23 protein-coding genes and 2 tRNA genes are annotated in these 24,090 nt (G+C 63.8%); 13 read left to right on the top strand and 12 right to left on the bottom strand.

Annotation, left to right across the window (positions count from 1 at the left end; all coding sequences use genetic code 11):
• The first annotated feature begins 377 nt into the window (after positions 1–377).
• From IV498_RS07995 to serA, 4 genes are all read left to right on the top strand, one after another.
• Entirely contained in the window at positions 378–2,249 is a 1,872-nt protein-coding gene (locus IV498_RS07995; RefSeq protein WP_269046032.1) for an acetolactate synthase large subunit, read from the top strand.
• A gap of 2 nt (positions 2,250–2,251) precedes the next feature.
• A complete protein-coding gene (ilvN, locus tag IV498_RS07990; RefSeq protein WP_269046031.1) occupies positions 2,252–2,764 on the top strand; it encodes an acetolactate synthase small subunit in 513 nt (170 codons plus the stop codon).
• A 108-nt stretch (positions 2,765–2,872) separates the two neighbouring features.
• Positions 2,873–3,898 (top strand): ketol-acid reductoisomerase, encoded by a 1,026-nt coding sequence (gene ilvC / locus IV498_RS07985; RefSeq protein ID WP_269046030.1) that lies wholly within the window; start codon positions 2,873–2,875, stop codon positions 3,896–3,898.
• A gap of 274 nt (positions 3,899–4,172) precedes the next feature.
• Positions 4,173–5,768, top strand: coding sequence for a phosphoglycerate dehydrogenase (serA, locus tag IV498_RS07980; RefSeq protein ID WP_269046029.1), 1,596 nt, complete (start codon positions 4,173–4,175; stop codon positions 5,766–5,768).
• Positions 5,769–5,827: 59 nt separating this feature from the next.
• Here the strand turns inward: serA and IV498_RS07975 are convergent, their stop codons facing one another.
• The 3 genes from IV498_RS07975 to IV498_RS07965 form a co-directional block, all read right to left on the bottom strand.
• Complete coding sequence (locus tag IV498_RS07975) at positions 5,828–6,475, bottom strand: hypothetical protein (protein ID WP_269046028.1); 648 nt, start codon at positions 6,473–6,475, stop codon at positions 5,828–5,830.
• Positions 6,476–6,600: 125 nt separating this feature from the next.
• Positions 6,601–6,981 (bottom strand): type II toxin-antitoxin system VapC family toxin, encoded by a 381-nt coding sequence (locus IV498_RS07970; RefSeq protein ID WP_269046027.1) that lies wholly within the window; start codon positions 6,979–6,981, stop codon positions 6,601–6,603.
• Positions 6,978–7,244 (bottom strand): type II toxin-antitoxin system Phd/YefM family antitoxin, encoded by a 267-nt coding sequence (locus IV498_RS07965; protein WP_269046026.1) that lies wholly within the window; start codon positions 7,242–7,244, stop codon positions 6,978–6,980. The genes IV498_RS07970 and IV498_RS07965 overlap by 4 nt, the downstream gene beginning before the upstream one ends.
• 107 nt (positions 7,245–7,351) lie before the next feature.
• Between IV498_RS07965 and metG the strand changes: the two genes are divergently transcribed.
• On the top strand, positions 7,352–8,932 hold the full coding sequence (gene metG, locus IV498_RS07960; RefSeq protein ID WP_269046025.1) for a methionine--tRNA ligase: 1,581 nt from the start codon (positions 7,352–7,354) through the stop codon (positions 8,930–8,932).
• A gap of 142 nt (positions 8,933–9,074) precedes the next feature.
• Here the strand turns inward: metG and IV498_RS07955 are convergent, their stop codons facing one another.
• From IV498_RS07955 to IV498_RS07925, 6 genes are all read right to left on the bottom strand, one after another.
• Positions 9,075–11,762 (bottom strand): ABC transporter permease, encoded by a 2,688-nt coding sequence (locus IV498_RS07955; protein ID WP_269046024.1) that lies wholly within the window; start codon positions 11,760–11,762, stop codon positions 9,075–9,077.
• Entirely contained in the window at positions 11,735–12,532 is a 798-nt protein-coding gene (locus IV498_RS07950) for an ABC transporter ATP-binding protein (RefSeq protein WP_269046023.1), read from the bottom strand. Before IV498_RS07950 ends, IV498_RS07955 begins: the two co-directional genes overlap by 28 nt.
• A gap of 111 nt (positions 12,533–12,643) precedes the next feature.
• Positions 12,644–13,381: a response regulator gene (locus IV498_RS07945; protein ID WP_269046022.1), complete on the bottom strand. Its 738-nt coding sequence runs from the start codon at positions 13,379–13,381 to the stop codon at positions 12,644–12,646.
• A 2-nt stretch (positions 13,382–13,383) separates the two neighbouring features.
• Complete coding sequence (locus tag IV498_RS07940; RefSeq protein WP_269046021.1) at positions 13,384–14,574, bottom strand: sensor histidine kinase; 1,191 nt, start codon at positions 14,572–14,574, stop codon at positions 13,384–13,386.
• 225 nt (positions 14,575–14,799) lie between these two features.
• The gene (locus IV498_RS07930) at positions 14,800–15,153 is read right to left on the bottom strand and encodes a hypothetical protein (protein ID WP_269046020.1); all 354 of its coding nucleotides are present in this window, start codon (positions 15,151–15,153) and stop codon (positions 14,800–14,802) included.
• Positions 15,154–15,157: 4 nt separating this feature from the next.
• Positions 15,158–15,616 carry a prevent-host-death protein gene (locus tag IV498_RS07925; protein ID WP_269046019.1) on the bottom strand — a complete coding sequence of 153 codons (459 nt, stop codon included), beginning with the start codon at positions 15,614–15,616 and terminating at the stop codon, positions 15,158–15,160.
• A gap of 184 nt (positions 15,617–15,800) precedes the next feature.
• Here IV498_RS07925 and IV498_RS07920 point away from each other — a divergent pair, with 184 nt between their 5' ends.
• Positions 15,801–16,856 carry a 3-isopropylmalate dehydrogenase gene (locus IV498_RS07920; RefSeq protein WP_269046018.1) on the top strand — a complete coding sequence of 352 codons (1,056 nt, stop codon included), beginning with the start codon at positions 15,801–15,803 and terminating at the stop codon, positions 16,854–16,856.
• Between the two features lie 169 nt (positions 16,857–17,025).
• Entirely contained in the window at positions 17,026–18,138 is a 1,113-nt protein-coding gene (locus IV498_RS07915) for a branched-chain amino acid aminotransferase (protein ID WP_269046017.1), read from the top strand.
• A 154-nt stretch (positions 18,139–18,292) separates the two neighbouring features.
• Here IV498_RS07915 and IV498_RS07910 read toward each other — a convergent pair whose 3' ends face one another.
• On the bottom strand, positions 18,293–19,351 hold the full coding sequence (locus IV498_RS07910) for a sodium:calcium antiporter (RefSeq protein ID WP_269046016.1): 1,059 nt from the start codon (positions 19,349–19,351) through the stop codon (positions 18,293–18,295).
• Between the two features lie 163 nt (positions 19,352–19,514).
• On the opposite strand from IV498_RS07910, the gene IV498_RS07905 reads away from it, so the two are divergent.
• The 3 genes from IV498_RS07905 to IV498_RS07895 all read left to right on the top strand — a co-directional run bounded on the left by IV498_RS07905 (position 19,515) and on the right by IV498_RS07895 (position 20,897).
• Entirely contained in the window at positions 19,515–19,736 is a 222-nt protein-coding gene (locus tag IV498_RS07905; protein WP_269046015.1) for a hypothetical protein, read from the top strand.
• 24 nt (positions 19,737–19,760) lie between these two features.
• On the top strand, positions 19,761–20,537 hold the full coding sequence (locus IV498_RS07900; RefSeq protein WP_269046014.1) for a fumarylacetoacetate hydrolase family protein: 777 nt from the start codon (positions 19,761–19,763) through the stop codon (positions 20,535–20,537).
• An 84-nt stretch (positions 20,538–20,621) separates the two neighbouring features.
• Positions 20,622–20,897 (top strand): helix-turn-helix domain-containing protein, encoded by a 276-nt coding sequence (locus IV498_RS07895; RefSeq protein WP_269046013.1) that lies wholly within the window; start codon positions 20,622–20,624, stop codon positions 20,895–20,897.
• Positions 20,898–21,020: 123 nt separating this feature from the next.
• On the opposite strand, the gene IV498_RS07890 is transcribed toward IV498_RS07895, so the two are convergent.
• Positions 21,021–21,389 (bottom strand): hypothetical protein, encoded by a 369-nt coding sequence (locus tag IV498_RS07890; RefSeq protein ID WP_269046012.1) that lies wholly within the window; start codon positions 21,387–21,389, stop codon positions 21,021–21,023.
• A 210-nt stretch (positions 21,390–21,599) separates the two neighbouring features.
• On the opposite strand from IV498_RS07890, the gene gltX reads away from it, so the two are divergent.
• The 3 genes from gltX to IV498_RS07875 all read left to right on the top strand — a co-directional run bounded on the left by gltX (position 21,600) and on the right by IV498_RS07875 (position 23,428).
• The gene (gene gltX, locus IV498_RS07885) at positions 21,600–23,099 is read left to right on the top strand and encodes a glutamate--tRNA ligase (protein WP_269046011.1); all 1,500 of its coding nucleotides are present in this window, start codon (positions 21,600–21,602) and stop codon (positions 23,097–23,099) included.
• Positions 23,100–23,216: 117 nt separating this feature from the next.
• Positions 23,217–23,288: transfer RNA gene (locus IV498_RS07880), tRNA-Gln, on the top strand.
• 64 nt (positions 23,289–23,352) lie between these two features.
• Positions 23,353–23,428: transfer RNA gene (locus IV498_RS07875), tRNA-Glu, on the top strand.
• A gap of 101 nt (positions 23,429–23,529) precedes the next feature.
• Here the strand turns inward: IV498_RS07875 and IV498_RS07870 are convergent.
• Positions 23,530–24,084 (bottom strand): DUF1697 domain-containing protein, encoded by a 555-nt coding sequence (locus tag IV498_RS07870; protein WP_269046010.1) that lies wholly within the window; start codon positions 24,082–24,084, stop codon positions 23,530–23,532.
• Positions 24,085–24,090 lie beyond the last annotated feature (6 nt).

The following is a 24,090-nucleotide window of genomic DNA, read 5'->3' as shown; positions in this document are numbered from 1 at the left end:
TCCCGCAGCTGGGCACATCGTCCGGATGCGGGAGGCGGGAGCGCAAGAGTAATCTCAGATAGTGAGACGAGGAAGTCTCCGGTTGACACCCTGCGGCGGGAACGGAAAACTACAGATATGCAGCTCGTATCTGTAGTCCTTCTTACCAGGCGCGTGATCGGATAGCTTTACAAAAGCTACGGTCCGGCCGGTGATACAGATTTGATCACTGCCACGCGCAAACCCCTCGCAGAGCCCACCGGCTGAGGGGTTTTTTTGTTTCCACCATCAGCGGCGACTTACCAGCAACTCGAACCAGGACCACTCGAACCAGGACTATTCGAACCAGGACCATTCAGCAACCAGTGTGAACGCTTGTTCCATGAAGGAAGAATCCGATGAGTAAAGGATCGCCCATCAGTCCAGCACTGATGGCCAACAAGTCGCCAGGCCATGCCGCTCCCGCCGCGGGAACGCCGCTTACCGGCACGCAGGGAACAGTGGCCGCTGCCTCGCCGGTGCAGGGTCCCAATAACGTCGTCGGACCCACGCAGATGAGTGGCTCGCAGGCCATTGTGCGCTCCCTCGAGGAGCTCGGCGTCAAGGATATTTTCGGACTTCCCGGCGGAGCCATCCTGCCCACCTACGATCCGCTGATGGCCTCGTCCATGAACCATGTGCTGGTCCGGCACGAGCAGGGCGCCGGCCATGCCGCCCAAGGGTATGCGATGGTCACCGGAGAGGTCGGCGTGTGCATTGCCACCTCCGGCCCCGGCGCCACCAACCTGGTCACAGCGATCATGGATGCGCACATGGATTCGGTGCCCATGGTCGCCATCACCGGCCAGGTCTCCAGTTCGGTGATTGGCACCGATGCCTTCCAGGAGGCGGACATCGTGGGCATCACCATGCCCGTGACCAAACACTCCTATCTCGTCACCGATCCCAACGAGATCCCGCGGGTGCTGGCTGAGGCCTTTCACCTTGCCGGCACCGGGCGGCCCGGACCCGTGCTGGTGGACGTGGCCAAGGATGCCCAGCAGGGACAAATGACGTTCTCCTGGCCGCCCACCATCGATCTGCCCGGTTACCGTCCGGTGTCCCGTGGGCACGCCAAGCAGCTGCGGGAGGCCGCCCGGCTGATCGCCGAGGCTAAGAAGCCGGTGCTTTACGTCGGCGGCGGCGTGATCAAGGCGCACGCCTCGGTTGAGCTCCTGGCGCTGGCGGAACTGACCGGCGCACCGGTGGTCACCACGCTGATGGCCCGCGGTGCCTTTCCGGATTCGCATCCGCTGCATGTCGGGATGCCCGGCATGCATGGTTCCGTCTCGGCCGTCACGGCCCTGCAGCAGTCAGACCTGCTGATCACCCTCGGAGCGCGCTTTGATGACCGGGTAACCGGCGTGCTGCACACGTTCGCGCCCTTCGCGAAAATCATCCACGCCGATGTTGACCCCGCGGAAATTTCCAAAAACCGGCTGGCCGACGTGCCGATCGTTGGCTCGGTCAAGGAAATTATCCCCGATCTGGCCGACGCGGTCAGGGCGGAGTTCGAGCAGAAGGGCCGGCCGGAGCTGACCGACTGGTGGGCTTTCCTGACGAATCTCCGCGACACCTACTCGCTGGGCTGGACCGAGCCCGACGACGGCCTCTCCGCCCCGCAGCGGGTCATTCCCGACGCGGTCTATGTTGCAGGCGTTGGCCAGCACCAGATGTGGGCGGCACAGTTCATCAAGTATGAGCGCCCGCACTCCTGGCTGAACTCCGGCGGCGCGGGAACCATGGGGTACGCGGTGCCGGCGGCGATGGGTGCCAAGGTGGGAAACCCGGACCGGGTGGTTTGGGCCATCGACGGCGATGGCTGCTTCCAGATGACCAACCAGGAACTGGCCACCTGCGCGATCAACAACATCCCGATCAAGGTCGCGATCATCAACAATTCCTCCCTCGGCATGGTGCGGCAGTGGCAGACCCTGTTCTACGAGGGCAGGTATTCGCACACGGACCTGAACACCGGGCACAACACGGTGCGCATTCCGGACTTCGTGAAACTGGCGGAAGCCTACGGCTGCGCCGGTCTGCGCTGTGAACGTGACGAGGACATTGACGCCACCATCGAAGCCGCGCTGGCCATCAACGACCGGCCCGTCGTCATCGACTTCGTGGTCAGTCCCAACTCGATGGTGTGGCCGATGGTCCCCTCCGGAGTCAGTAACGATCAGATCCAGGTTGCCCGCAACCTGACCCCGGCGTGGGAAGAGGAGGACTAGAGATGACCAGGCACACACTTTCGGTGCTGGTGGAGGACAAGCCCGGCGTTCTGACCCGCGTGGCCAGCCTTTTTGCCCGGCGCGCCTTCAACATCAATTCTTTGGCCGTGGGCCCCACCGAGATCACCGGGATTTCCCGGATGACGGTGGTGGTCGACGCCGAGGGTGACCTGATTGAACAGGTCACCAAGCAGCTGAACAAACTGATCAATGTAATCAAGATTGTGGAGCTCGTTTCCGACAATTCCGTGCAGCGCGACCACATCATGGTCAAGGTGCGTGCGGACGCCGCCACCAGGCTGCAGGTCACCCAGGCTGCAGACCTCTTCCGTGCCTCCGTGATCGACGTTTCCACCGATTCGTTGACCATTGAGGCCACCGGCCACCCGGATAAGCTCGCCGCGCTGCTGAACGTGCTGGAGCCCTTCGGCGTCCGGGAAATTGTGCAGTCCGGCACGCTGGCCATCGGACGGGGATCGCGTTCCATGAGCGACCGCGCGCTACGGTCCGCCTGAGCACCCCGGCCATCCAAACCACCGCACCCATGTAAGCCATTCGACTCATACAAGCCACACCACCCATTCAAGCCATTCGAAACACCGTAACTATTGAGGGAGTAACAAGTGACCGAGCTGTTCTATGACGATGACGCCGATCTGTCCGTGATCCAGGGCCGCACCGTGGCCGTCATCGGATACGGAAGCCAGGGACATGCCCATGCCCTGAGCCTGCGTGATTCCGGTGTCGACGTCCGCGTCGGCCTGAAGGACGGCTCCAAGTCCCGTGCCAAGGCCGAAGCCGAGGGCCTGCGCGTGCTCAACGTGGCCGACGCCGTCGCCGAAGCGGACCTGATCATGGTCCTCACCCCGGACCAGGTGCAGCGCCATGTTTACGCCGATGACATCGCCCCGAACCTGCAGGCCGGCGACGCGCTGTTCTTCGGCCATGGCTTCAATATCCGCTACGGCTACATAAAGGCTCCGGCCGACGTCGATGTGGCGCTGGTGGCTCCGAAGGGTCCGGGGCACATTGTGCGCCGCGAATTCGAAGCCGGCCGCGGCGTGCCGGACCTGATCGCCGTCGAGCAGGATCCCTCCGGCAAGGCCTGGGAACTGGCCCTGTCCTACGCCAAAGCGATTGGCGGAACCCGTGCCGGCGTCATCAAGACGACGTTCACCGAAGAGACCGAGACTGACCTTTTCGGCGAGCAGGCCGTCCTGTGCGGCGGCGCCTCGCAGCTGATCCAGTACGGCTTCGAGACCCTGACCGAGGCCGGCTACAAGCCCGAGGTTGCGTACTTCGAGGTGCTGCACGAGCTCAAGCTCATCGTGGACCTGATGGTCGAGGGTGGCATCGCCAAGCAGCGCTGGAGTGTTTCCGACACGGCCGAATACGGTGACTATGTCTCCGGCCCGCGGGTCATTGACGCCCACGTGAAGGAGAACATGAAGGCGGTGCTGAAGGACATCCAGGACGGTACCTTCGCTCAGCGCTTCATCGACGATCAGGATGCCGGTGCGCCGGAGTTCAAGGCGCTGCGCCAGAAGGGCGAGGATCACCCGATCGAAAGCACCGGCCGCGAGCTGCGCAAGCTGTTCTCCTGGATCAAGAACGAGGACGACTACACCGAAGGTTCAGTCGCCCGCTAGTCCCGCAACTGCGGACGACGACGACGGCCATCCGCGGGTGCCGATGACTGCCCCGCCCGTCCCCAGCTGCTCCCAACACTCGCAAGCTCGTGTCGGGGCCCTCGCAGCTGTGGGCCCATCGCGGGCGCCCGAAGCCGCTCCCGGGCAGCACATCGGCACCCACTCAAAACGGGCCGTCGTCGTCGGCCACCCGTTCGGCAAGGAAGCCGGGCTCCTTCAGCAGGGGTCCGGCTTCCTCCATACTCCTGATCCACGAAAGCTAAAGAGGTTCCCGGTGACAGTTACCAAGCCCGTTGTACTCCTTGCGGAAGAACTTTCGCCCGCCACGATCGAAGCGTTGGGCCCGGATTTTGAGATCCGTCACTGCGATGGAGCGGACCGATCCGCGCTGCTTGCCGCCATAGTGGACGCCGACGCTATCCTGGTCCGCTCCGCTACGCAAGTGGATGCCGAGGCCCTTGGTGTCGCATCGAGGCTGAAGGTGATAGCGCGCGCCGGTGTGGGGTTGGACAATGTGGACATCAAGACGGCCACGCAGGCTGGTGTGATGGTGGTGAACGCGCCCACCTCCAACATCGTCTCCGCCGCGGAGCTGACCGTTGGTCACCTGTTGAGCCTGGCCCGGCACATCCCGGCTGCGAGTTCCGCGCTCAAAAACGGTGAGTGGAAGCGCTCCAAGTACACCGGAACCGAACTTTATGAGAAGAAACTCGGCATCATCGGACTGGGACGCATCGGCGCCCTGATCACCGCCCGGGCGCAGGGATTCGACATGGAGGTGCTGGCCTACGACCCGTACATCACCTCCGCCCGCGCCGCCCAGCTCGGAGTCCGGCTGGTGACATTGGATGAGCTGTTGGAGCAGAGCGACTTCATCACCATTCACATGCCCAAAACTCCGGAGACGCTGGGCATGATCGGCACGGAAGCCTTCGACAAAATGAAGGACACCGCGTACATCATTAACGTCGCCCGCGGTGGCCTGGTTGACGAGCAGGCCCTGTACACCGCCCTGACCGAAGGCAAGATCGCCGGCGCCGGGATTGATGTCTTCGTCAAGGAGCCCAGCACCGACCTGCCGTTCTTCGCGCTGGACAATGTGGTGGTCACCCCGCACCTTGGCGCCTCCACGGATGAGGCACAGGAGAAGGCGGGCGTTTCGGTGGCCAAGTCGGTCCGGCTGGCGCTGGCCGGTGAACTGGTGCCCGACGCCGTCAACGTCGCCGGCGGTGTGATTGCCCCCGAAGTTCGGCCGGGCATCCCCCTGATTGAGAAGCTGGGACGCATTTTCACCGCGCTCACGCATGACTCAGTCACCCAGATCGACATCGAAGTGGCCGGCGAGATCGCCGTCCATGACGTCAAAGCCCTGGAACTGGCCGCACTGAAGGGCGTCTTCAAGGACGTCGTCTCCGAACAGGTCTCCTACGTCAACGCACCCATTCTGGCCGAGCAGCGCGGCATCAACACCCGGCTGATCACCTCGACGGAGTCCAAGGACTACCGCAACGTGCTTACCATCCGCGGCGCGCTATCCGACGGCTCGCAGATCTCCGTCTCCGGGACGCTGACAGGTCCCAAGCAAATCGAAAAGCTGGTCGGCGTCAACGGCTACGACGTGGAGATTCCGATCAGCGAGCACCTGGTGGTGCTTTCCTACCAGGACCGTCCCGGTGTGATCGGCAGCCTGGGCCGCATTTTGGGCGAAAACGGCGTCAACATCGCCGGCATGCAGGTGGCCCGGAACTCCCAGGGCGGCCAGGCACTGTCCCTGCTCACCGTGGACAGCTCCGTCCCGCAGACCGTGCTGGACGTCATCCGGACGGAGATCGGCGCCACCATGGCCCGCGAAGTGGACCTGGAGGGCTGAATCCGGGGGCCTGGCCGTCAGCTGGACGGAAAGACCGGATTTAGAGGACAGCGTGCGCGTTAGCTCTGCGGGTTGCTATCGTCGGCTGCGGCGGGTCCGGTTGCTGCAAGGAAGACGCCGGTTCGTCGAAATTGGTGGGCCAAGGATCCGACAAGCCCAACCATAACCAACAGGACCGCGATTATCATGACATCGAAGCCGGACCTTATTCCTCGGGCCGCAGCTTGCCCGGAGAGAAAAATCACGATCCCCGGCGAGGTGAGCAACTGTTTGGCCAGTTTCTCCCGAAACTGAACAGCAGCTGCTTTGAGGACCGTTAGCTGGGTTAAATCGATTGGATCTTTTGCCAGTATCTGACGCCGGACATGCTTGACTTCGTCACCCTTCAGGCCGACTGTAACACCAATCTGCCGGGGCCGGACCATAGCTCCGACGGTCCTGCTCCTGTAGACCAAACCGACGACAGAGACACCGACACCTGCCAGCATAAGGCCCAGATAGACCCCCGTATGAAAGAAATCATCGTATATCTCGGGCCAAAAGGCTGCTAGGGCGAATCCAACTCCCAGCGCGATTACAAAGGTCAGCGGAACGATCACCAAGAAGTACCGCCGGACGGCACCGCCGATACCCAGGTCGGTCAAGCCCTCTGCCATTTGGGCTGCTCTGTCCCAGCGCGCCTGGGCACCGGCATCGGCTTCGCGCATTCGCTCCCCATTCCGTGATCGCCTTTGGTGCAATTGTAGGCAAGGCCATCGGAACCCCGCGAGCGGAAGTACCGGGGCGGGGCATCCAGCCCCACCACCGGAGCCGGTGGCTGCCCTCGGAGATGCTAATCCCGGAGATCCAGAACCGGGATTCCATAGCGGGAGAACATCTTATCTGCAGTGACCACCGTCAGATTATCCGCCTTGGCCTGCGCAATGAGCAGGCGGTCGAAGGGGTCACGATGAAGGAACGGCAGCCCCGGGAGGATTTCCAGGTGTCGGTCCTCAATACCAAGACGCAGGGCGCCATTCGCTTGGAAGCGTGATGCCAGCTCGGGAATCGGCGCGAGCTTCTTCAGGGAAACTTTAATGGCGATCTCCCACAAGGAAGCCACGGAAAAGATCACTTGTTCCGCAGTCTCCAAACTCGTGCGGACTCTCCCGCTGACGGAGGGGTCGCCCGCGGCTATCCAAAGCATGGCGTTCGTATCCAGCAGCAGCTTCATGACCGGTCTTTGCCCCGGCGGTCCAAGGCCGCCTCGAACATCCTTGCGATCTCCGCGTCGCCGTCGTCGTAGTCGGACGACAATTGGATTTTGCCCCGCAGCGATCCAAAGAGACCGCCGGTGGCGGGGCTATTTGCCGGTTTGAGCACAAACCTGTTCGAACCGGAGCCCCTGCGGGTAATGACCACTTCTTCACCCCGGTCGGCAGCATCAAGGAGTTTGGACAGGTTCGTTTTTGCCTGGTGAACATTGGCGGTGACCATGTAGCTATTCTAGCTAACTCCTGGGACGAGCGCAGGGTGTCGTGTGCTCACCGCCGCGGTCCCTCCATAAATGCGGAATTCCATCCAAAGCAGGGTAATTTCTTAACGTGACACCGACACCTGAGCCCAAGACTCCGTATTACCTCACCACCGCCATTACGTACCCCAACGGCGTTCCGCACATCGGGCACGCCTACGAGTACATCGCCACCGACGCGATGGCCCGGTTCAAGCGGCTGGACGGCTTCGACGTGATGTTCCTGACCGGCACCGACGAGCACGGCATGAAAATTGCCCAGGCCGCCGAGAAGGAGGGCATCACGTCAAAGGAGTTGGTGGACCGCAACGCGAAGGTTTACCAGGAGGCACACGGCGCCCTGGGTATTTCCTACGACCGCTTCATCCGGACCACGGACGCGGACCACTACGCCGCCTCCCAGGCCATTTGGAAGAAGATGGAAGAGGCGGGGGACATTTACCTGGGCAAGTACGAGGGCTGGTATTCGGTCCGCGACGAGGCTTACTACGGCGAGGACGAGACGGAACTGCGCGGGGACGGCATCCGTTACTCGAAGTCCACGGACACGGAGCTGACCTGGACCGAGGAGGAGAGTTACTTCTTTCGGCTGTCCAACTACCAGGACAAACTGCTGGCGCTCTACGCGGATCATCCCGAATTCGGTGCGCCGCGAAGCCGTTTCAACGAGGTCATCAGCTTCGTTAAGGGCGGGCTGGAGGACCTGTCCATCAGCCGGACCACCTTCGACTGGGGCGTTCCAGTGCCGGGCAATCCGGACCACGTGATGTACGTCTGGGTGGACGCCCTGACCAACTATCTGACCGGCGTCGGCTATCCGGATACGGACTCGGAGGGCTTCCGGAAGTACTGGCCCGCCGACGTGCACATCATCGGCAAGGACATCTCCCGCTTCCACGCGGTGTACTGGCCGGCCTTCCTGATGTCCGCCGGGATCGCGCTGCCCAAGCGGGTAATGATCCACGGCTTTCTGCAGAACAACGGGGTCAAGATGTCCAAGTCGCTTGGCAATGTCGTTGCCCCTGCGGACTGGGTGGCCCAGTACGGGCTTGACCAGGTGCGCTTTTTCCTGCTCCGCGAGGTGCCCTTCGGGGCGGACGGTTCATACAGCCACGACGCCATCGTGGGCCGGATGAACGCCGACCTCGCCAACAACCTGGGCAATCTGGCCCAGCGGTCGCTCTCGATGGTGGCCAATAACTGCGAGGCTAAGGTGCCCGAGCCGGGGGAATTCACGGCTGCGGACCAGGCCCTGCTGGATCAGGTCGGTGCGCTGCTGGAATCGTCCCGCGCCGCCTACGAGCTGCAGGATTTCCATCGTTCGCTGGAGCAGATCTGGACCGTGCTGGGGGACACCAACGCCTACTTCGCCGAGCAGCAGCCCTGGGTACTGCGCAAGACTGACCTCGCCCGGATGAACACCGTCCTGTACGTAACGCTGGAAGTGCTGCGGATCGTGTCGATTCTGGTGCAGCCGGTAATGCCCACCGCAGCGGCGAAGTTGCTGGACGTCCTGGGTCAGGGCACAGCGGACGACGACGACGCACGGCTTTTCGCGGCGGTCGCCACTCCGCTGGTGCCCGGCACGGCCCTCCCGGCTCCCGCGCCGATCTTCCCCCGGTACGAAGAGCCGGCACCGGCCGAAGGGTGATCGGGATCAAGGGCTGATGAGGCCGACCGCCGCTTGAGTCAGGCCGAGGCTTGAGCGGTCCTGCCCCGCGTATGGCATTTTTAGCTGTTGGATGCCGCATACATTTTTCGATAGCTTGAATCGTACACCTTTCAAAAAATAACTATCCGACTCCGGACCCACTATTAGCCGCCGGTTCCGGTCCACTTGTTTGCTGCCCGTTTCCGGTCAACGCGCTCGTTAGCCCATCGGGAGCCGCGTCTATTCGGCTGCGAGGCCTTCCACGGGGGGAGAGGCGGGCCGCACGCCGGGCTGGGATGACCGAGGCCGCCAAGCCGGCTCCAGCGGCAATCAGCACCACCAGCAGCACCTGGCCCCAAGGCACGGTTGCCGTAACAGTGGCAAAGGTTCCGAGGGCGGATTGAGCCCCGAGCCAGCCGTAGAGGACACCTAGAACGGATCCCATGACGGCGGCCACACCTGCAATCAGCACGGCTTCGATTGCCAGCATGGTGCGCAACTGGCTCCGCGTCAGACCCAGGGCGCGCAGCAGCGAATTTTCGCGGGTGCGTTCCAGGACCGACAAGGACAGTGTGTTGGCCACGCCAATCAGCGCGATCAGCACTGCTACCCCGAGCAGGGCCGTCACCACCAGGAGCAGGAGGTCAACTACCTGACCAAAGGTGGCCTTTTCCAGTGCCCCGCCTTGGACCTGGTAGTCATCGACGTTGAGGGTCTGGGCCAGTTGGCTGCGCAGGTCCAGCAGTTGTTGCTGGTTCAGGGAATCGTCAAGCTTCAGCCAGACCAGATTCGATGCCCCAGCTGTCGACGTGCCTGCAGCCTCAGTGCCGGAGCCCGGCGCGCTGGAGCCCGCCGCGCTGGAGTCTGCTGTACTGGCCGCGGCTGGCAGCGTCTCCAGATTGACCAGCGCCGGGAACTCCCGGGTGCTGGCTGCCTGCACCGGCAGCTGCTTGGTCACTGAGCCGGAGGTCACGGTGGTACTGGTCGCGGTGATTCCCTTCGGCGCCAGCAGGACGCCGGGTGCGACGGGGTTGGCTGAGGTCGCCAGCATGGCGGCGGCATCGGCGCTCGATATCCCGTAAACCGGCACCTGACCGCCGTCGAGCGTGGCAACACCGACGGTCGGCAGCAGGGCAGCGGCCTGCACTCCGGCCAGCCGGGAGGCGGCCAGGACTTGGTCCTGAGTGAGCGCGCGCCCGTCCCGGGCAGGACCGGACACGGAGGCATCCACTGGGTAATGGGCGTTAAGGGTACTGTCGAAGGCATTCCTCGCGGTGGCCGCGCCGGTCATCATCATGGTCACCAACGTCACGCCGATCAGCAGCGCTGCGGCAGTTGCGGCGGTTCGTGCCGGGTTTCGGACCGCGTTGACGGCGGCAAGCTTGCCTGGCACACCGAAGGGTGCCGCAACCCGCCCCGCAGCGGCCACAACGGCCGGAATGAAGAGGCTGGCGCACAGCAGCACGCCCACGAAGGATGCCGCGCCCCCGGGCAGCGCCAACAGCAGCGTGGAGCTGGCGGAACCATAGACAAGTGCCGCACCGCCGACCAGCACCAGCAGTGCCCCGCTGCTCAGCCGTAGGACGCCGCGCCTGTTCTTCAGTGACGCATCATCGAGGGGACGCAGGGCCGCCAGCGGAGCAACTGCCGTCGCCGCACGGGCCGGCACCAGTGCAGCGACCAGGGTCAGCACGGTACCGGCCACCAGTCCAGCCGCGATGGCTGTGGGCGGCACGGCCAGGGTTGCGAACTGGTAGTCCGGATTGTTGCGCAGCACGGCGATGAGGGATGCCATCACCCCGACAGCCGCGAGCACGCCCAGCACGGACGCAGTCAGGCCCACCAGCAGGGCCTCGAGCAGCACCGAACGGCGGATCTGCCCGCGCCCGGCGCCCACGCAGCGCAGCAGCGCCAACTCCCGGGTGCGCTGGGCTATCAGGACCGAGAAGGTGTTGGACACCACCAGCGCGGAGACCACAATCGCGATGCCGGCGAACGCCAGCAAGATGATGGTCAGTTGGTCAGCGCCGCCGGTGAAACCGGCCACGGCGTGGGTGGTTTGCTGGTCCGCGGTCAGCACGGTCGCTGCCGGGAATCCGGCGCCCCGCAGCGCCTGCTGTATGGCCTGGACCGCGCTCTGGTCCGCTGCCCCGGAAAGCTTGAGCTGGATGGTGCTCACCAACGGAGGAGCAGACGCAGACGACGCCGCTGAGGCTGCGGAGGACGTGGCGCCAGCAAGTTGCGTCACGGTGTCCGTACCGGCGACGAACTGGGACTCGGCAGCGAGCCGTGGATCGTGGCTGGGAGTCATGATGCCGACCACTGTTACGGGGATAGCGGCAGGGCCGGAACTGGCGCCCTCGTTGTGCAGCGCGGAGAGGCTGATCGTGCTGCCCAGCTGGAGGTGCTGCCGGGAAGCGGTGGTCGAGTCAACCACTACCTCGTCGGCGGAGGAGGGGAGCCGGCCTGAGGTAACAACGGTGGCTTCCAGCGCTGGAGTGGGCGAAGTGTTAGTGATGGTCCCGGACAGCGTACCGGAGTCCGTGTTGACTTGGATGGGGCTGGTGATCTGGGCGTAACTGGACTGCACCATCCCGAGTTTGCCTACGGCCTCTGCGGCTGCGAGGTTCAGCGTTTTGCCTGCCGGGGCGGAAATGATCAGGTCTGCCTTGGCGAAGGCCTGACCCACGCTGGCTTTTAGGGTCGCTTGGGTGGAGGAGCTCACCATCAGCGTGGCGGCAAGGAAGGCAACGGCCAGAAGCACCGCCAGCGAAATCGCGATAAAGCGCCGGGCATGCGTTTTCAGCTCGGCGAGGGCAACGGTGAGCATGCGTCAGGCCGCAGCTTCGCCAGGGCAGCCAGGACCGACTCGGCCGTTGGTTCCAGCAGCTCGCCCACCAATTCGCCGTCGTTCATCAAGACCACCCGGTCCGCGTAGGAGGCGGCGATCGGATCGTGCGTCACCATGATGATGCTCTGACCCTCCTCCCGGGAGCTGCGGCGCAGCATGCCCAAGACCTCGGCGCCCGCGCGGGAATCCAGGTTGCCGGTCGGCTCATCGCCGAAAATGACATCCGGGCGGGTCAGCAGCGCCCGGGCAACGGCTACCCGCTGCTGCTGTCCGCCGGAAAGCTGGTGCGGACGGTGTTTGAGCCGGTCGGTCAGACCCAGCGAAGTGGTCACCGAGGCAAACCATTCCCGGTCCAGCCGGCCACCGGCCAGCGACACGGGCAAGGTGATGTTCTGCTCGGCCGTCAGCGTGGGCACCCGGTTAAACGCCTGGAAGACGAAGCCCACCCGGTCCCGGCGCAGCATGGTCAGTGCCTTGTCCGACAGGGTGGTAATTTCGGTTCCGCCAATCCGAACGGATCCTGCGTCCACGCTGTCCAGACCGGCCAGGCAATGCATCAGCGTCGATTTGCCGGAGCCGGAGGGACCCATGATGGCGGTAAATTTGCCGGCATCAAAGTCGATGTCGACACCCCGCAGGGCGGCTACTTGGGTCTCTGCCCGGCCATAGGTCTTATGCAGTCCCTGGGCCGCGACGGCGGCGGAACGGGTCGTGCCATGCTGCTGAATTTGTGTGCTTCCTGTCGTCATAGCTCCACGCTAAGACGGGGGTAGTGCCCGGCGGATCGGTCCGCGGGCGGAGTTGCCGGGCTGCTGCGCCGACCGTTTTCCGCCCAGGGGATGAGAAGCCATAGAACCGGGTCAGCCGGGGGAGACCACGCCCGTCTCATAGGCGATGAGCACTAGCTGCACCCGGTCCCGCGCTCCCAGTTTGCCGAGGATGTGGCCCACATGCGTCTTGACCGTCGCCTCGGAGACAAACAGCCCGGCGGCGATCTCCGGATTGGACAGTCCCTGCGCAATAAGGATGAAAACCTCGCGCTCGCGGGTGGTCAAAGCGTCGACCACGCTGGCATGCCGGTCCTTGGTCGGGCTCGGAGTGCGCAGCAGCGGTGCCACATGTTCCAGCAGCCGCTTGGTGGTCGATGGCGCTATCACGGCATCCCCGCGGTACACGGTGCGGATCGCCTCCAGCAGCTCCTCGGGCGGGGCATCCTTGAGCAGGAAGCCGCTGGCGCCGGCCTGAATCGCGGCGAGGGCGTATTCGTCCAGGTCGAAGGTGGTCAGCACCACGATCTTCAGCTCGGCCAGCCGGGAGCCGGCTGCGGCAGTGCGGATGCGTTCCATCAGTTGGCGGGTGGTTTCGATGCCGTCCATCGCCGGCATCCGCACATCCATCAGGACGACGTCGGCGCCCGTCACCGCGAGCGCGGCAAGGGCCTCGTGGCCGTTGCCGGCCTGGACCACCACCTCCAGGTCAGGCTGGCTGTTAATGAGCATCGTGAAGCCAGAGCGAACCAGCTGCTGGTCATCCACCAGTGCCACCCGGATGGGCTGGTGGCCGGAGCCCTCGGGCGTGGGCAGGGGGGTGGAACTCAAAGTTATGCCTCCGTATAGGGGATGAATGCGCTGATCTGGAAGCCGCCGCCGGTCCGCGGCCGGGCGGTCAGTGTTCCATCGTAAAGCTTGGTGCGCTCGGCCATTCCGCGGATCCCGTTGCCGCCATGGACGCCGCCCGCGACCGAATCCGCTGCGGCGCCGCGGCCGTCGTCTAGCACCTCGATCGCCAGACCCCGGCTCTGCCAGCGCAGCGAGGCACTGGCCGTTGCGTTCGGGCCGGCGTGCTTGAGCACATTGGTCAGGGCTTCCTGGACCACGCGGTAGGCGGTGAGTTCGGCACCGGGAGGCAGTGCTCGGCGCGGCTTACCGCCCTGTTCGAAGGTGAGTTCCAACCCGGTGGCCCGGAAGCTCAGGAGCAGGTCATCTATGTCCGCCAGGCCCGGGAGCGGCCGAGTGGACGCCTCCTCGCCGCCGCGGAGCACACCCAGCAGCCGGCGCATTTCCTGCAGCGAAGCCCGCCCAGTGTCCGCGATGGTTGCCAGCGTCGCAGTGGCCACGGCGGGATCCGCCGCACCGGCGTACCGCCCGCCGTCGGCCTGGGTGATGATGACGGAGAGCGAGTGTGCCACGATATCGTGCATTTCGCGGGCTATATGCGAGCGCTCATCCGAGGCTGCCAGCGCGCGTTCCTGCTGCTGCTCAACCTCCAGCCGGTGGGTGCGGTCCTCCAGCGCCTGCAGCCGCAGCCGCCTGGTCCGCGTCAGATCTCCCAGAGCCCAAGCAAAACACACGAGGGCCCACAACAGCACCACCAGCACTGCCCCGTAGGAGAGCACGGACAGCACCGGGTAATTGTTGCGTGCGTAGAAGCGCGAGACCAGCAGGACAGCGCCGGTCAGGGCCAAAACGAATCCGCCCAGACTGGCCCACCGCGGGCCATAGGCCGCCAAGGCGTAAACCATGAGAATGACGGCGACATCGGCCGCCAGCGGAGTGATCCCCACAGCCCATTGTCCCAAGGCCACGGCGGCCACCAAGATGCCGGCGGGCACCGTTCGGGCCCGCCGCCAAGCCAGCGGCACAACCAGCAGGACCGTAGTAACCAGCACGGCTGCGCCGATGGAGCTGGCCAGCCCCACGAGGAGCAGGAAAACCAGGAGCAGGCCCATCAGGCTGACATCCACGACGAAGGCGTGCCGCCGGAACCAGTCGTAGATGCGATGCATGGCCATGTCGAACCATTTTAGGGCGCAGTCCACCGGCCCGGCGTCATGCCACAGTTGGAGTTTGCACAATCAGAGTGTGCCTCGTGGACCTGCGGCCTAGCAACGCAGGTCCATTGGGCCGATCCAGGTGTCAGTCTTTCTTCAGATTCTCGGCGAGCATCACGAGGACTCCGCTGGGACCGCGGAGGTACCTGAGTTTGTAGGCGTCGCCGTAGGTCGCCACGTGATCACTCAGCTCTTGGTCTCGTTGGGGTGCCTTGTGTGGACGTGCTCAAGAAAGACCACTTGATCCACGACGTAGAACCAGATGCGGGCATCACCCTTGAGTGTTGGCTTGTGCTGCCACCGCTCATGGGTGGCCCCGCCGCGCTTCACAAGACCCAGCTCGCCGCGAAGAGGGTAGTTGAAGGGTGTTATCTGCTCAGGGGTGTGCGTCAGAAAATCCCAGGCGTCAGCCAGGGGATTCCTGATCGTGGCTTTCAGATCTGTCCAGCCACGCTTCGCCTGGACAGAGGCGAACTGAAGTTCATACTCACTCTTCTTTGTCGGCCGCTCAACCTTTTCGTTCTTCTCACCCTTCGCCATGCTTCTACGGACGCTCGACGGCTTCTGCGTCGTCGAGCCACTCGACAGGTTCCTTGCCGAGGCCGGCTGCGGTGGCCGTGGCCGTTTCACGCCATGAGGTCAGTTCTGCAATGGCCAGATGGGGCTGATTGGTGGCAAAGGACGCCCTCGCTGCCGCTAGGACGTCATTGGCACAAGCCTCCTGGTCAGCTGGGCTCAGGGCAAGCATCCACGGGAAGCGGTCGCTCATGCGGGCTGCAAGCGTTCCCTCCGTGCTTGTTGAGACGGCAACGAGCTGGGCTGCCAGTTCCAGCAGCGAAATGCGTGCCGAATCTGCGCTCTCGGACATCAGCACGAGTGACTCGCCGTCACGGCGGGTGACCCGGACAGGGTGGTCTGCCGCTGCAGCAAATACATCAGCGGAGGAGCGGCTCAGTTCAGAAGACTGGAACGAAGTCCGGGTGTTGAAGGGCTGGGGTGCCACTGGGCTTTTGGAAGATGGGAAGGTCTTACCTGATTTTGTTACTGCACTCATTTACCAAGACTAACTCAGAACGTGTTCTGAAGTCTATGAACGCTTAGCGTCGGAGATGAACCGCTAACTCGCGTCCGTCCGCAGTGTGAGACGCGTTGCCCATCATGTGGATGGTCTGGCTACCCTGAATACCATGAGCGAATTCCTGAATCTTGCTGTCATTCCCGGTGATGGTATTGGCCCCGAGGTCATTGCCGAAGCCGTTAAGGTGCTGCGGAAGGTCACGTCGGACGCCGGCGTGGACCTGCAACTGACCGAATACCAGCTTGGTGCGGAGCACTGGCTGCGGACCGGCGAAACCCTTCCGGCCGAAACCCTTGACGCGCTGCGCACGCACCAGGCGATCCTCTTCGGGGCGGTAGGCGCAGCCCCGGGGGATACCCGGATCCCGTCCGGACTGATCGAACGCGAAATGCTGCTCAAGCTGCGCTTCAGCCTGGACCACTACGTCAACCTGCGTCCCTCCCGGCTCTATCCCGGCGTGGCTAGTCCGCTGGCGGATCCGGGCGCAATCGATTTCATCGTGGTTCGGGAAGGAACCGAGGGCCCGTACGTCGGCAATGGCGGCGCCCTGCGGGTGGGCACACCCCAGGAAGTGGCCACCGAGGTGTCCGTCAACACCGCTTTCGGTGTGGAGCGAGTGGTCCGCGATGGCTTCCGCCGGGCCAGCGCCAGGCCGAGGCGCAAGCTCACCTACGTACACAAGCACAACGTGCTGGTCCACGCCGGGCACTTGTGGAAGCGGACCGTCGAAGCTGTGGCCGCTGAATTCCCCGAGGTTTCGGTGGACTACCTGCACGTGGATGCGGCGATGATTTTCCTTGTCACCGATCCGGCCCGCTTCGACGTTATTGTCACGGACAACCTGTTCGGCGACATCATTACCGATCTGGCTGCCGCGGTCAGCGGCGGTATTGGGCTGGCGGCGTCGGGCAACCTCAACATGGACCGCACCGCGCCCTCCATGTTCGAGCCAGTGCATGGCTCCGCACCGGACATTGCCGGCCAGCAGAAAGCGGATCCGACGGCGGCCATCCTGTCCGCGGCCCTGTTGCTTGAGCACCTGGGCCACGAGGACGCCGCGCAGCGCATTGTCGCGGCAGTGACGGCGGACATCGCCGGCCGGACGGATTCACCGGCGCCACGGCGGACCGCGGAAATCGGCGACGCCATCGCCGCATCCGTCTGAGCTGGGTCCGTCCGTCCGACCGACGTCCGGCCTGAGCCGCGTGGGGCGGTCCCCCGTCTGAGCTGGGTCCGTCCGTCCGGCGCCCGGCGTCAGTGGGAGCTGTGTCCGGGAGTAGGCTTGAATCGTAAAACCGCGTGCACGCAGGCGTGCACCACGATGTGGAGGAACCATGACCCCGACAGTCAGTGAACTGGAATTCACGCAGCAGTTGTCTGCGAACCCGAAATCGGCCCAGGACCGGGACGCCATCCTGGCCGCCCCCGGCTTTGGCGACTACTTCACGGACCACACGGCCGTCGTCGACTTCAGCGTCGACGCGGACGGCCAGGGTAACTGGAAGAATGCCCGGATCGAGCCCTATGGGCCCATTACGCTGGACCCGGCGGCAGCCGTCCTGCACTACGGGCAGGAGATCTTCGAAGGCCTGAAGGCGTACCGGCATGCCGACGGCACCATTTGGACCTTCCGGCCCGAAGCTAACGCCGCACGCCTGAACCGCTCGGCCGCGCGCCTGGCCCTGCCGCAGCTGCCGGAGCAGGTTTTCCTGGACGCCATCCGCGGGCTGGTCACAGCGGACCAGGACTGGGTTCCCACCCGCGACGGCGACAGCCTCTACCTGCGCCCGTTCATGATTGCCACCGAAGCATTCCTGGGCGTCCGCCCGGCGCGCGAGGTCTCCTTCCGGGTCATCGCGTCCCCGGCTGGCAACTACTTTGGCGGCGAGCTCAAGCCGGTCTCCATCTGGATCTCCCGTAACTATGCGCGCGCCGGCCGCGGCGGAACCGGTGCTGCCAAGTGTGGCGGAAACTATGCCGCGTCCCTGGCGGCCCAGCTGGAAGCGGAAGCGAACGACTGCAAGCAGGTGCTGTTCCTAGACAGCTTCAATGACAACGCGGTGGAAGAACTCGGCGGCATGAACGTCTTCTTCGTCTTCAAGGACGGCCGTCTCGTCACCCCCGCGCTCACCGGCACCATCCTGGAGGGCGTCACCCGCTCCTCGGTGATGCAGCTCGCCAGGGACCGCGGGCTGGACGTGCAGGAGCGCGAAATCACCCTCGATGAATGGCGCGACGGGATTGCCTCCGGAGAGATCAGCGAAGTGTTTGCCTGCGGCACGGCGGCGGTCATCACGCCCATTGGCCTGCTCAAGGACGAAAGCGAAAGCATCGGCGCCGCGGACGCCAAGGCCGGCGAAGTCACCATGAGTATCCGTGAGCAGCTGCTGGGCATCCAGACCGGTACGGTCGAGGACACCCACGGCTGGTTGACCAGGCTGGCCTAATCCGTCTCGCCTGACCATACGGGCGTCACTGGGCCGGCCGCTGCGGCCGGGAGCGACCGGTCCGCTTGTCCGGGCTGGCTTTGGAAAGTACGACGGCGGCCGTCTCCCCTTCGCGGGGGAGGCGGCCGCCGTCGTCGTGCTGTGTCCGGTGTGCTCAGCCGGCGGCAGCGACGGCAAACAGACCGGCGACACCGACGGCGTAGAGGATCAATACCACCAGAGAATCGGGGCCCATCCGGGCTATCCTGCGCTTCGGACGGAACAGCAGCCCCAACAGGTAGACCAGCGTCAGCAGAATCGCCAGCGCGGTCAGGTAGATGTCGGTGGCGTGCGCCTGCGGCAGGACGGACTTGCCGGAGATCAGCACCGCCAGCAGGAACAGCACGGGCAGGAAGGCATTGCCGCCGAAAATGTCGCTCATCGCCAGTTTGTAATCGCCTGTCTTGACCGATGCAAGCCCGGTGGAAATTTCCGGCAGCGAGGTGGCCAGTGCCAGGACCGTGGCTCCAAACAGCACGCCGGAAAGGCCAATATGGTCCGCAGCGGCGCTTCCGCTTTGTTCCAGGACGACGCCGGCCACCAGTGTGGCAATGGCTGCGCCCACGAAAATCAGCACCGCGGCGGTGGTGCTTCCCTTACTGGAGTCCGTGGAGCTTTTTTTGCTGTGCCCCTTGGGTGCGGCACTGTCCGGGGCCTCACCCTGTTCCTGCCACGGCAGGCCCTTTTGTGCGCGCTGGACCAACAGCAGCCCCACGACCCAAATGGCCGCGATCAGCACCACGTCGGGCGTCAGCCTGACGAAGACCAGACCCGGGGGCAATTGGCTGCCGGCAACGACGACGGCCAGCACACCGATCACGGTAACGGCCTCGATCACCAGTGTCAGCGAAGCGGCCTTGTAGGTCAGCGGGTGCTTTCCCTTGACGCCGAAAACGTCCAGCACCACCAGGACCACCGTCTGCAGGGCAATGCCACCGAGGATATTGCCAACCGCGACTTCAAGATCCCCGGACGCCGCGGCACTGATGGTGATGGCCAGTTCTGGCAGGTTAGTGGCAATCGCCAGCAGAATCAGTCCTCCCAGGGCCGAGCCCAGATGGAATCGCTGATCGAGGATATCCGTCTTCCGGGACAGCTGAATCCCGGCAAACCAAATGACGACAGAAGCGCCCACGAAAATCAGGATAAGCAGCCACAACGGTAACGACGACATCAGACCTCCCAGTTCGTAGTATGGAAGGAGGCGCCCGGTGCACCGGTCCGCTTCCTTTTAATATTTGCAATAGCGCAATGATAGCGTTATCGCAAATACAAAATATATGTGGGCAATGCAACTCACGCCTACCGTTCACCCTAAGAATATGGAGGAAACTGCCATGGCAGGTGTCCCAGTTGCCGTTTTTGAATGGATTTGTTGGTCCATCGCCTTCGTCTGTGTGGGGATCGCCCTGATTCGGGCCGGAGTGGTCTCCAGTGGCCGGGTGGTAGGCCTCCGTCAGAAGAGCGGCATGGTCCTCGGACTGTGGGTGCTCGCCATCATCTTCGGCGTAGCAGGCTTTGTGCTGGCTGCGGCCGCGGTGCAGGCCGGCGGCGCCTAATGGAAACCCATTAGAGTATTGAGCATGCGTATAGCCCGGTTTGTTGTTGATGCTGATCCCATGTACGGCGTAGTCGAGGGGGAGCCCGGCCGTGAAGAAGTCACTGTAATCAAGGGTGACCCCTTCTTCAACGGCGTGGAGCGGACCTCGATCCGGCACAAGCTGGAAGACGTCCGCCTGCTGGCTCCCATCATTCCCCGCAGCAAGGTGGTGGGGATCGGCCGGAACTTTGTTGAGCATGCGCACGAATTGGGCAACGAGGTCCCCAAGAAGCCGTTCATGTTCCTGAAACCGAACACCTCCGTGGTCGGTCCGAACGATCCGGTGGTGCTGCCGGAATTTTCCGACGAGGTCTCCTACGAGGCTGAGCTGTGCGTCGTGATCGGCCGAATTTGCAAGGACGTTCCCGAGGAGCGGGTGGACGAGGTAATCTTCGGCTACACCTGTGGCAATGACCTCACCGCCCGTGACGTGCAAAAAACGGACCAGCAGTGGGCCCGCGCCAAAGGCTTTGACACCTCGGCTCCGCTGGGCCCGTGGATTGAAACCGAGCTGGACCCGGATGCCCTCTCCATCAAAGGCTGGCTCAATGGTGAGCTCCGGCAGAATGGCAATACCAATCAGATGATCTGGGGCGTGCGCGAACTCGTCTCCGCGGTCTCCAAAGCCTTCACTCTGCTGCCCGGCGACGTAATCATGACCGGCACCCCCGCCGGGGTTGACCTGGTCAAAGCGGGGGACCGCTACGAGATTGAGGTCGAAGGGATCGGCCGGCTCTCCAACCCGATCGTTCGCCGCTGAGCCGACAGTCATCCCCAGTAATGTAGCTGGAAAATTGCATTATCCTCTATAAAGAGCGAAAATAGCTACATTAGAGGAGGGCAAATGCTCGAAGCCAGGAAGCTCGGGGCCAACCTGAAGGGCCGTAGGATTATTCTTGGTCTGTCGCAGGAGCTGGTTGCCGTACGGGCCAACATCTCAAGGGCCACCCTCATGCGGCTGGAAGCCGGGGAGGGCGGCAAGGTTGAACACCTGATGCTTGTCGCCTCGGTGTTGGGCGTCGCCCAGGACCTCATCAATGCCGTAGATCCGCTCAACAGCGACCTGGGCAGGGCCCGCACCCATCTCCTCAACCGCCAACGCGCCCCGAGGAGGGATTAGTGGCACTCCTGTGGCTCCGGGCCGGTTCTCGCTAACGAGAACCCATCCAGGGGGGGGAGTGAATCGTAGATTTCGAAGATGGCGCGCCACGATTCTTCCTGTTCGGTAAGCATTGGGGGCAGTTTAATGCCCATGGAGGACGCGGCTAATGGCGGGGACAAGAAACCACTCGGATCTGAGATGATCCAGCTGATCTCGTGAAATGTACGCTTCAATTTCGTTACCTGGTAACAGCCCGGATCGGGGATCGGCGACGCCCGACAGCTTGATCCTGGGATCTTCTCGCAGCTCAGAGATGTCGGAGCCGCCAACAGTGTATTCCAGAGGTTGCGCACGGGCTGAAAGCCATGACTGCAGTTGGCTTTTCGGGTCACTGTGGGTGAGGAGGTTCCGGATACGTTTATGGAGTCGGTGTTTCTCGACGGCGCTCAGATCAGAAGGCTCCACGGCCTCCAGCTCTTGGGCCAAGGCTATGGCGCTCTTGGCTGACATGGGCCGTCCTGGGGACTTGAGCCAGACTTTGTCAGAGAGCGCGCTCTCGTCGGTAACCCAACGGCTGCCTACTTTTTGGGCATCTATGCGTCCGTCATGAATGAGTTTGAGCACCCGCTCCGGCCGGACGCCCATTCTCGTCGCTGCGGCTTGCTGGGTTGCTGGCTGGATCCAGCGGCGCCGCCGTCGAGCGGTAATATTAGAACCACTATGACTACCTCTGCCGCGCTTCCCCTTGTCACCGACGAAACTCCCGTCCGCGTCCGGTTCTGCCCTTCACCCACCGGCACGCCGCACGTCGGGCTGATCCGCACCGCCCTGTTCAACTGGGCCTACGCCCGGCACACCGGCGGCAAGCTGATCTTCCGCATCGAAGATACCGACGCGGCGCGGGACAGCGAGGAAAGCTACCACCAACTGCTCGAGGGGCTGCGCTGGCTGGGGATCGACTGGGACGAGGGCGTGGAGGTGGGCGGTCCGCACGGGCCGTACCGGCAGTCCCAGCGCGGAGACATCTATCAGGCCGCCATCGAGAAGCTGATGGCCGGCGGGTTCGTCTACGAGTCCTACTCGTCCCCGGAGGAAGTGGAGGCCCGGCACCGGGCCGCCGGCCGGGACGTCAAGCTCGGCTACGACAACTACGACCGCGACCTCACCGTCGAGCAGATCGCCGCCTTCAAGGCCGAGGGACGACTGCCCGCGCTGCGCCTGCGGATGCCGGACGAGGACCTTACCTTCACCGACCTGGTCCGCGGCGAGATCACCTTTAAGGCGGGGAGCGTCCCTGACTACGCCCTGGTCCGTCCCAATGGCGCCCCGCTGTACACATTGGTCAACCCCGTCGATGACGCGCTGATGGGCATCACGCACGTGCTGCGCGGGGAGGACCTGCTCAGCTCCACCCCGCGTCAGGTCGCGCTCTACCGCGCGCTGATCGCCGTCGGCGTGTCGGAGTACATGCCCCTCTTCGGCCACCTGCCGTACGTGATGGGCGCAGGCAACAAGAAGCTCTCCAAGCGGGACCCGGAGAGCAATCTGTTCCTGCACCGTGAGCGCGGCTTCATTCCGGAGGGCCTGCTGAATTACCTCTCGCTGCTGGGCTGGAGCCTGTCCGCGGATGAGGACATCTTTACCGTGCAGCAGCTGGTCGAGGCCTTCGACATCCACGATGTGCTGGGCAACCCGGCTAGGTTCGACGTGAAGAAGGCTGAGGCCATCAATGGCACGCATGTGCGCATGCTCGAGCCCGCCGACTTCCGCAACCGCCTGCTGCCCTACCTGCAGGCCTCGGGGCTGCTGGGGGAGGGGCTGACGGAGCGCCAGGAGGCGATCCTCACCGAGGCCGCCCCGCTGGTGCAGGAACGGATCACGCTGCTGGGCGAGGCGCCGGAAATGCTCGGCTTCCTGTTCAAGGCCGACGACGGCGTCGACGTCGCCGACGATGCACGCAAAGGACTGCCGGAGAACCTCCCGGACGTGCTGGACGCCGCCCTGGCTGCGCTGGAGCCGGTGCAGGACTGGACCGCGGAAAACATCCAGGCGGCCCTGCGGACCGCACTGGTGGACGATATGGGCCTGAAACCGCGCCTGGCCTTCGGTCCGGTGCGCGCTGCCGTCTCCGGCCGGCGGATCTCCCCGCCGCTCTTTGAGTCGATGGTGATCCTGGGCCGAGAGTCCTCGCTGGCACGGCTGCGGGCCTTCCGCGGCTAGCGCTGTGAGGAGCCGCCGGTTTTGTTCTCGCCGCCGGAATCGGGTAGAGTTTCTTGTCGGCGCTAGAGCAACTGAAAGGGTCCGGGAAACCGGATTTCGACGGTGAAAAAGTGCCTTTGGGGTATGGTGTAATTGGCAACACACTGGTTTCTGGTACCAACATTCTAGGTTCGAGTCCTGGTACCCCAGCGTCGGAAGCTCCGCGGTTTCAACCGCGGGAGCCACCGGCAAAATGCAGGAAAAATTGTATTAGGGCCCCATCGTATAGCGGCCTAGTACGCTGCCCTCTCACGGCGGTAACGCGGGTTCGAATCCCGCTGGGGTCACCATTTCCCCCGGAACCTCAGGTTCCGGGGGTTTTCTGTTTGACGGTGGTGCTTCAGCTTCCGGTCGCAGGACAAAGCCCTCAGCTTCAGGGCAAGCCCCAGCTTCAGGACGGCTGCATGGCGTTGGCCGCATCGGCAACCTTTATCAGGGTGCGGAGATTGCGCGTCGTGGTGACGGCCTTGAATTTCGCCTTGGAGGCGATCTTGCTGAACGGGCTGTCCAACGTTCCGCCCACCGGAGCCAACCACGCCAGGGCTTCCGGGCCGAGGCGAACCCCGGTTCCGCCGTCGAGCTTTGCCGCCGCAGCGTCGAGCTCGTCAAGGACCCCAAGATCCGAGCTGAGTGTCACGTAGCTATGCTGCTCGGCGGAATCTGCGGGAAAGGGACAGGCGGCGACCAGCTCCTTCAGGCGTGCGGCCGTCAGAACCACAACCCAAGCGTCATAGCCAAAGCTGCTTCGCAGGCAGTCCTCCACCAGCGACTTCACCTCAGGGGCGGATGACTCCGCTTCGCAGACAATATTGCCCGTGGCCAGCAAGGTGGAATAACGGTTCAGGGGAAGCGTACCCAGAGCCTTGCGCAGGTCCGCCATTTTGATGTTGACGCCACCAACATTTATGCCGCGCAGGAAGATCGCGTAGATAGTCGCAGAAGCCATGAAGGC

The sequence above is a fragment of the Paenarthrobacter sp. Z7-10 genome (genome assembly GCF_026932795.1).
In the GTDB taxonomy this organism is placed as follows: Bacteria; Actinomycetota; Actinomycetes; order Actinomycetales; family Micrococcaceae; genus Arthrobacter_M.
This window is presented reverse-complemented; position numbering and strand designations above follow the sequence as displayed.

What these genes read in the sequence shown, in the direction of transcription:
- IV498_RS07995 (WP_269046032.1), top strand. Translation starts at nt 378, where the DNA reads ATGAGTAAAGGATCGCCCATCAGTCCAGCACTGATGGCCAACAAGTCG.
- ilvN (WP_269046031.1), top strand. Translation starts at nt 2,252, where the DNA reads ATGACCAGGCACACACTTTCGGTGCTGGTGGAGGACAAGCCCGGCGTT.
- IV498_RS07975 (WP_269046028.1), bottom strand. Translation starts at nt 6,475, where the DNA reads ATGCGCGAAGCCGATGCCGGTGCCCAGGCGCGCTGGGACAGAGCAGCC.
- IV498_RS07970 (WP_269046027.1), bottom strand. Translation starts at nt 6,981, where the DNA reads ATGAAGCTGCTGCTGGATACGAACGCCATGCTTTGGATAGCCGCGGGC.
- IV498_RS07965 (WP_269046026.1), bottom strand. Translation starts at nt 7,244, where the DNA reads ATGGTCACCGCCAATGTTCACCAGGCAAAAACGAACCTGTCCAAACTC.
- IV498_RS07955 (WP_269046024.1), bottom strand. Translation starts at nt 11,762, where the DNA reads ATGCTCACCGTTGCCCTCGCCGAGCTGAAAACGCATGCCCGGCGCTTT.
- IV498_RS07950 (WP_269046023.1), bottom strand. Translation starts at nt 12,532, where the DNA reads ATGACGACAGGAAGCACACAAATTCAGCAGCATGGCACGACCCGTTCC.
- IV498_RS07940 (WP_269046021.1), bottom strand. Translation starts at nt 14,574, where the DNA reads ATGGCCATGCATCGCATCTACGACTGGTTCCGGCGGCACGCCTTCGTC.
- IV498_RS07930 (WP_269046020.1), bottom strand. Translation starts at nt 15,153, where the DNA reads ATGGCGAAGGGTGAGAAGAACGAAAAGGTTGAGCGGCCGACAAAGAAG.
- IV498_RS07920 (WP_269046018.1), top strand. Translation starts at nt 15,801, where the DNA reads ATGAGCGAATTCCTGAATCTTGCTGTCATTCCCGGTGATGGTATTGGC.
- IV498_RS07915 (WP_269046017.1), top strand. Translation starts at nt 17,026, where the DNA reads ATGACCCCGACAGTCAGTGAACTGGAATTCACGCAGCAGTTGTCTGCG.
- IV498_RS07910 (WP_269046016.1), bottom strand. Translation starts at nt 19,351, where the DNA reads ATGTCGTCGTTACCGTTGTGGCTGCTTATCCTGATTTTCGTGGGCGCT.
- IV498_RS07905 (WP_269046015.1), top strand. Translation starts at nt 19,515, where the DNA reads ATGGCAGGTGTCCCAGTTGCCGTTTTTGAATGGATTTGTTGGTCCATC.
- IV498_RS07900 (WP_269046014.1), top strand. Translation starts at nt 19,761, where the DNA reads ATGCGTATAGCCCGGTTTGTTGTTGATGCTGATCCCATGTACGGCGTA.
- IV498_RS07895 (WP_269046013.1), top strand. Translation starts at nt 20,622, where the DNA reads ATGCTCGAAGCCAGGAAGCTCGGGGCCAACCTGAAGGGCCGTAGGATT.
- IV498_RS07890 (WP_269046012.1), bottom strand. Translation starts at nt 21,389, where the DNA reads ATGTCAGCCAAGAGCGCCATAGCCTTGGCCCAAGAGCTGGAGGCCGTG.
- gltX (WP_269046011.1), top strand. Translation starts at nt 21,600, where the DNA reads ATGACTACCTCTGCCGCGCTTCCCCTTGTCACCGACGAAACTCCCGTC.
- IV498_RS07870 (WP_269046010.1), bottom strand. Translation starts at nt 24,084, where the DNA reads ATGGCTTCTGCGACTATCTACGCGATCTTCCTGCGCGGCATAAATGTT.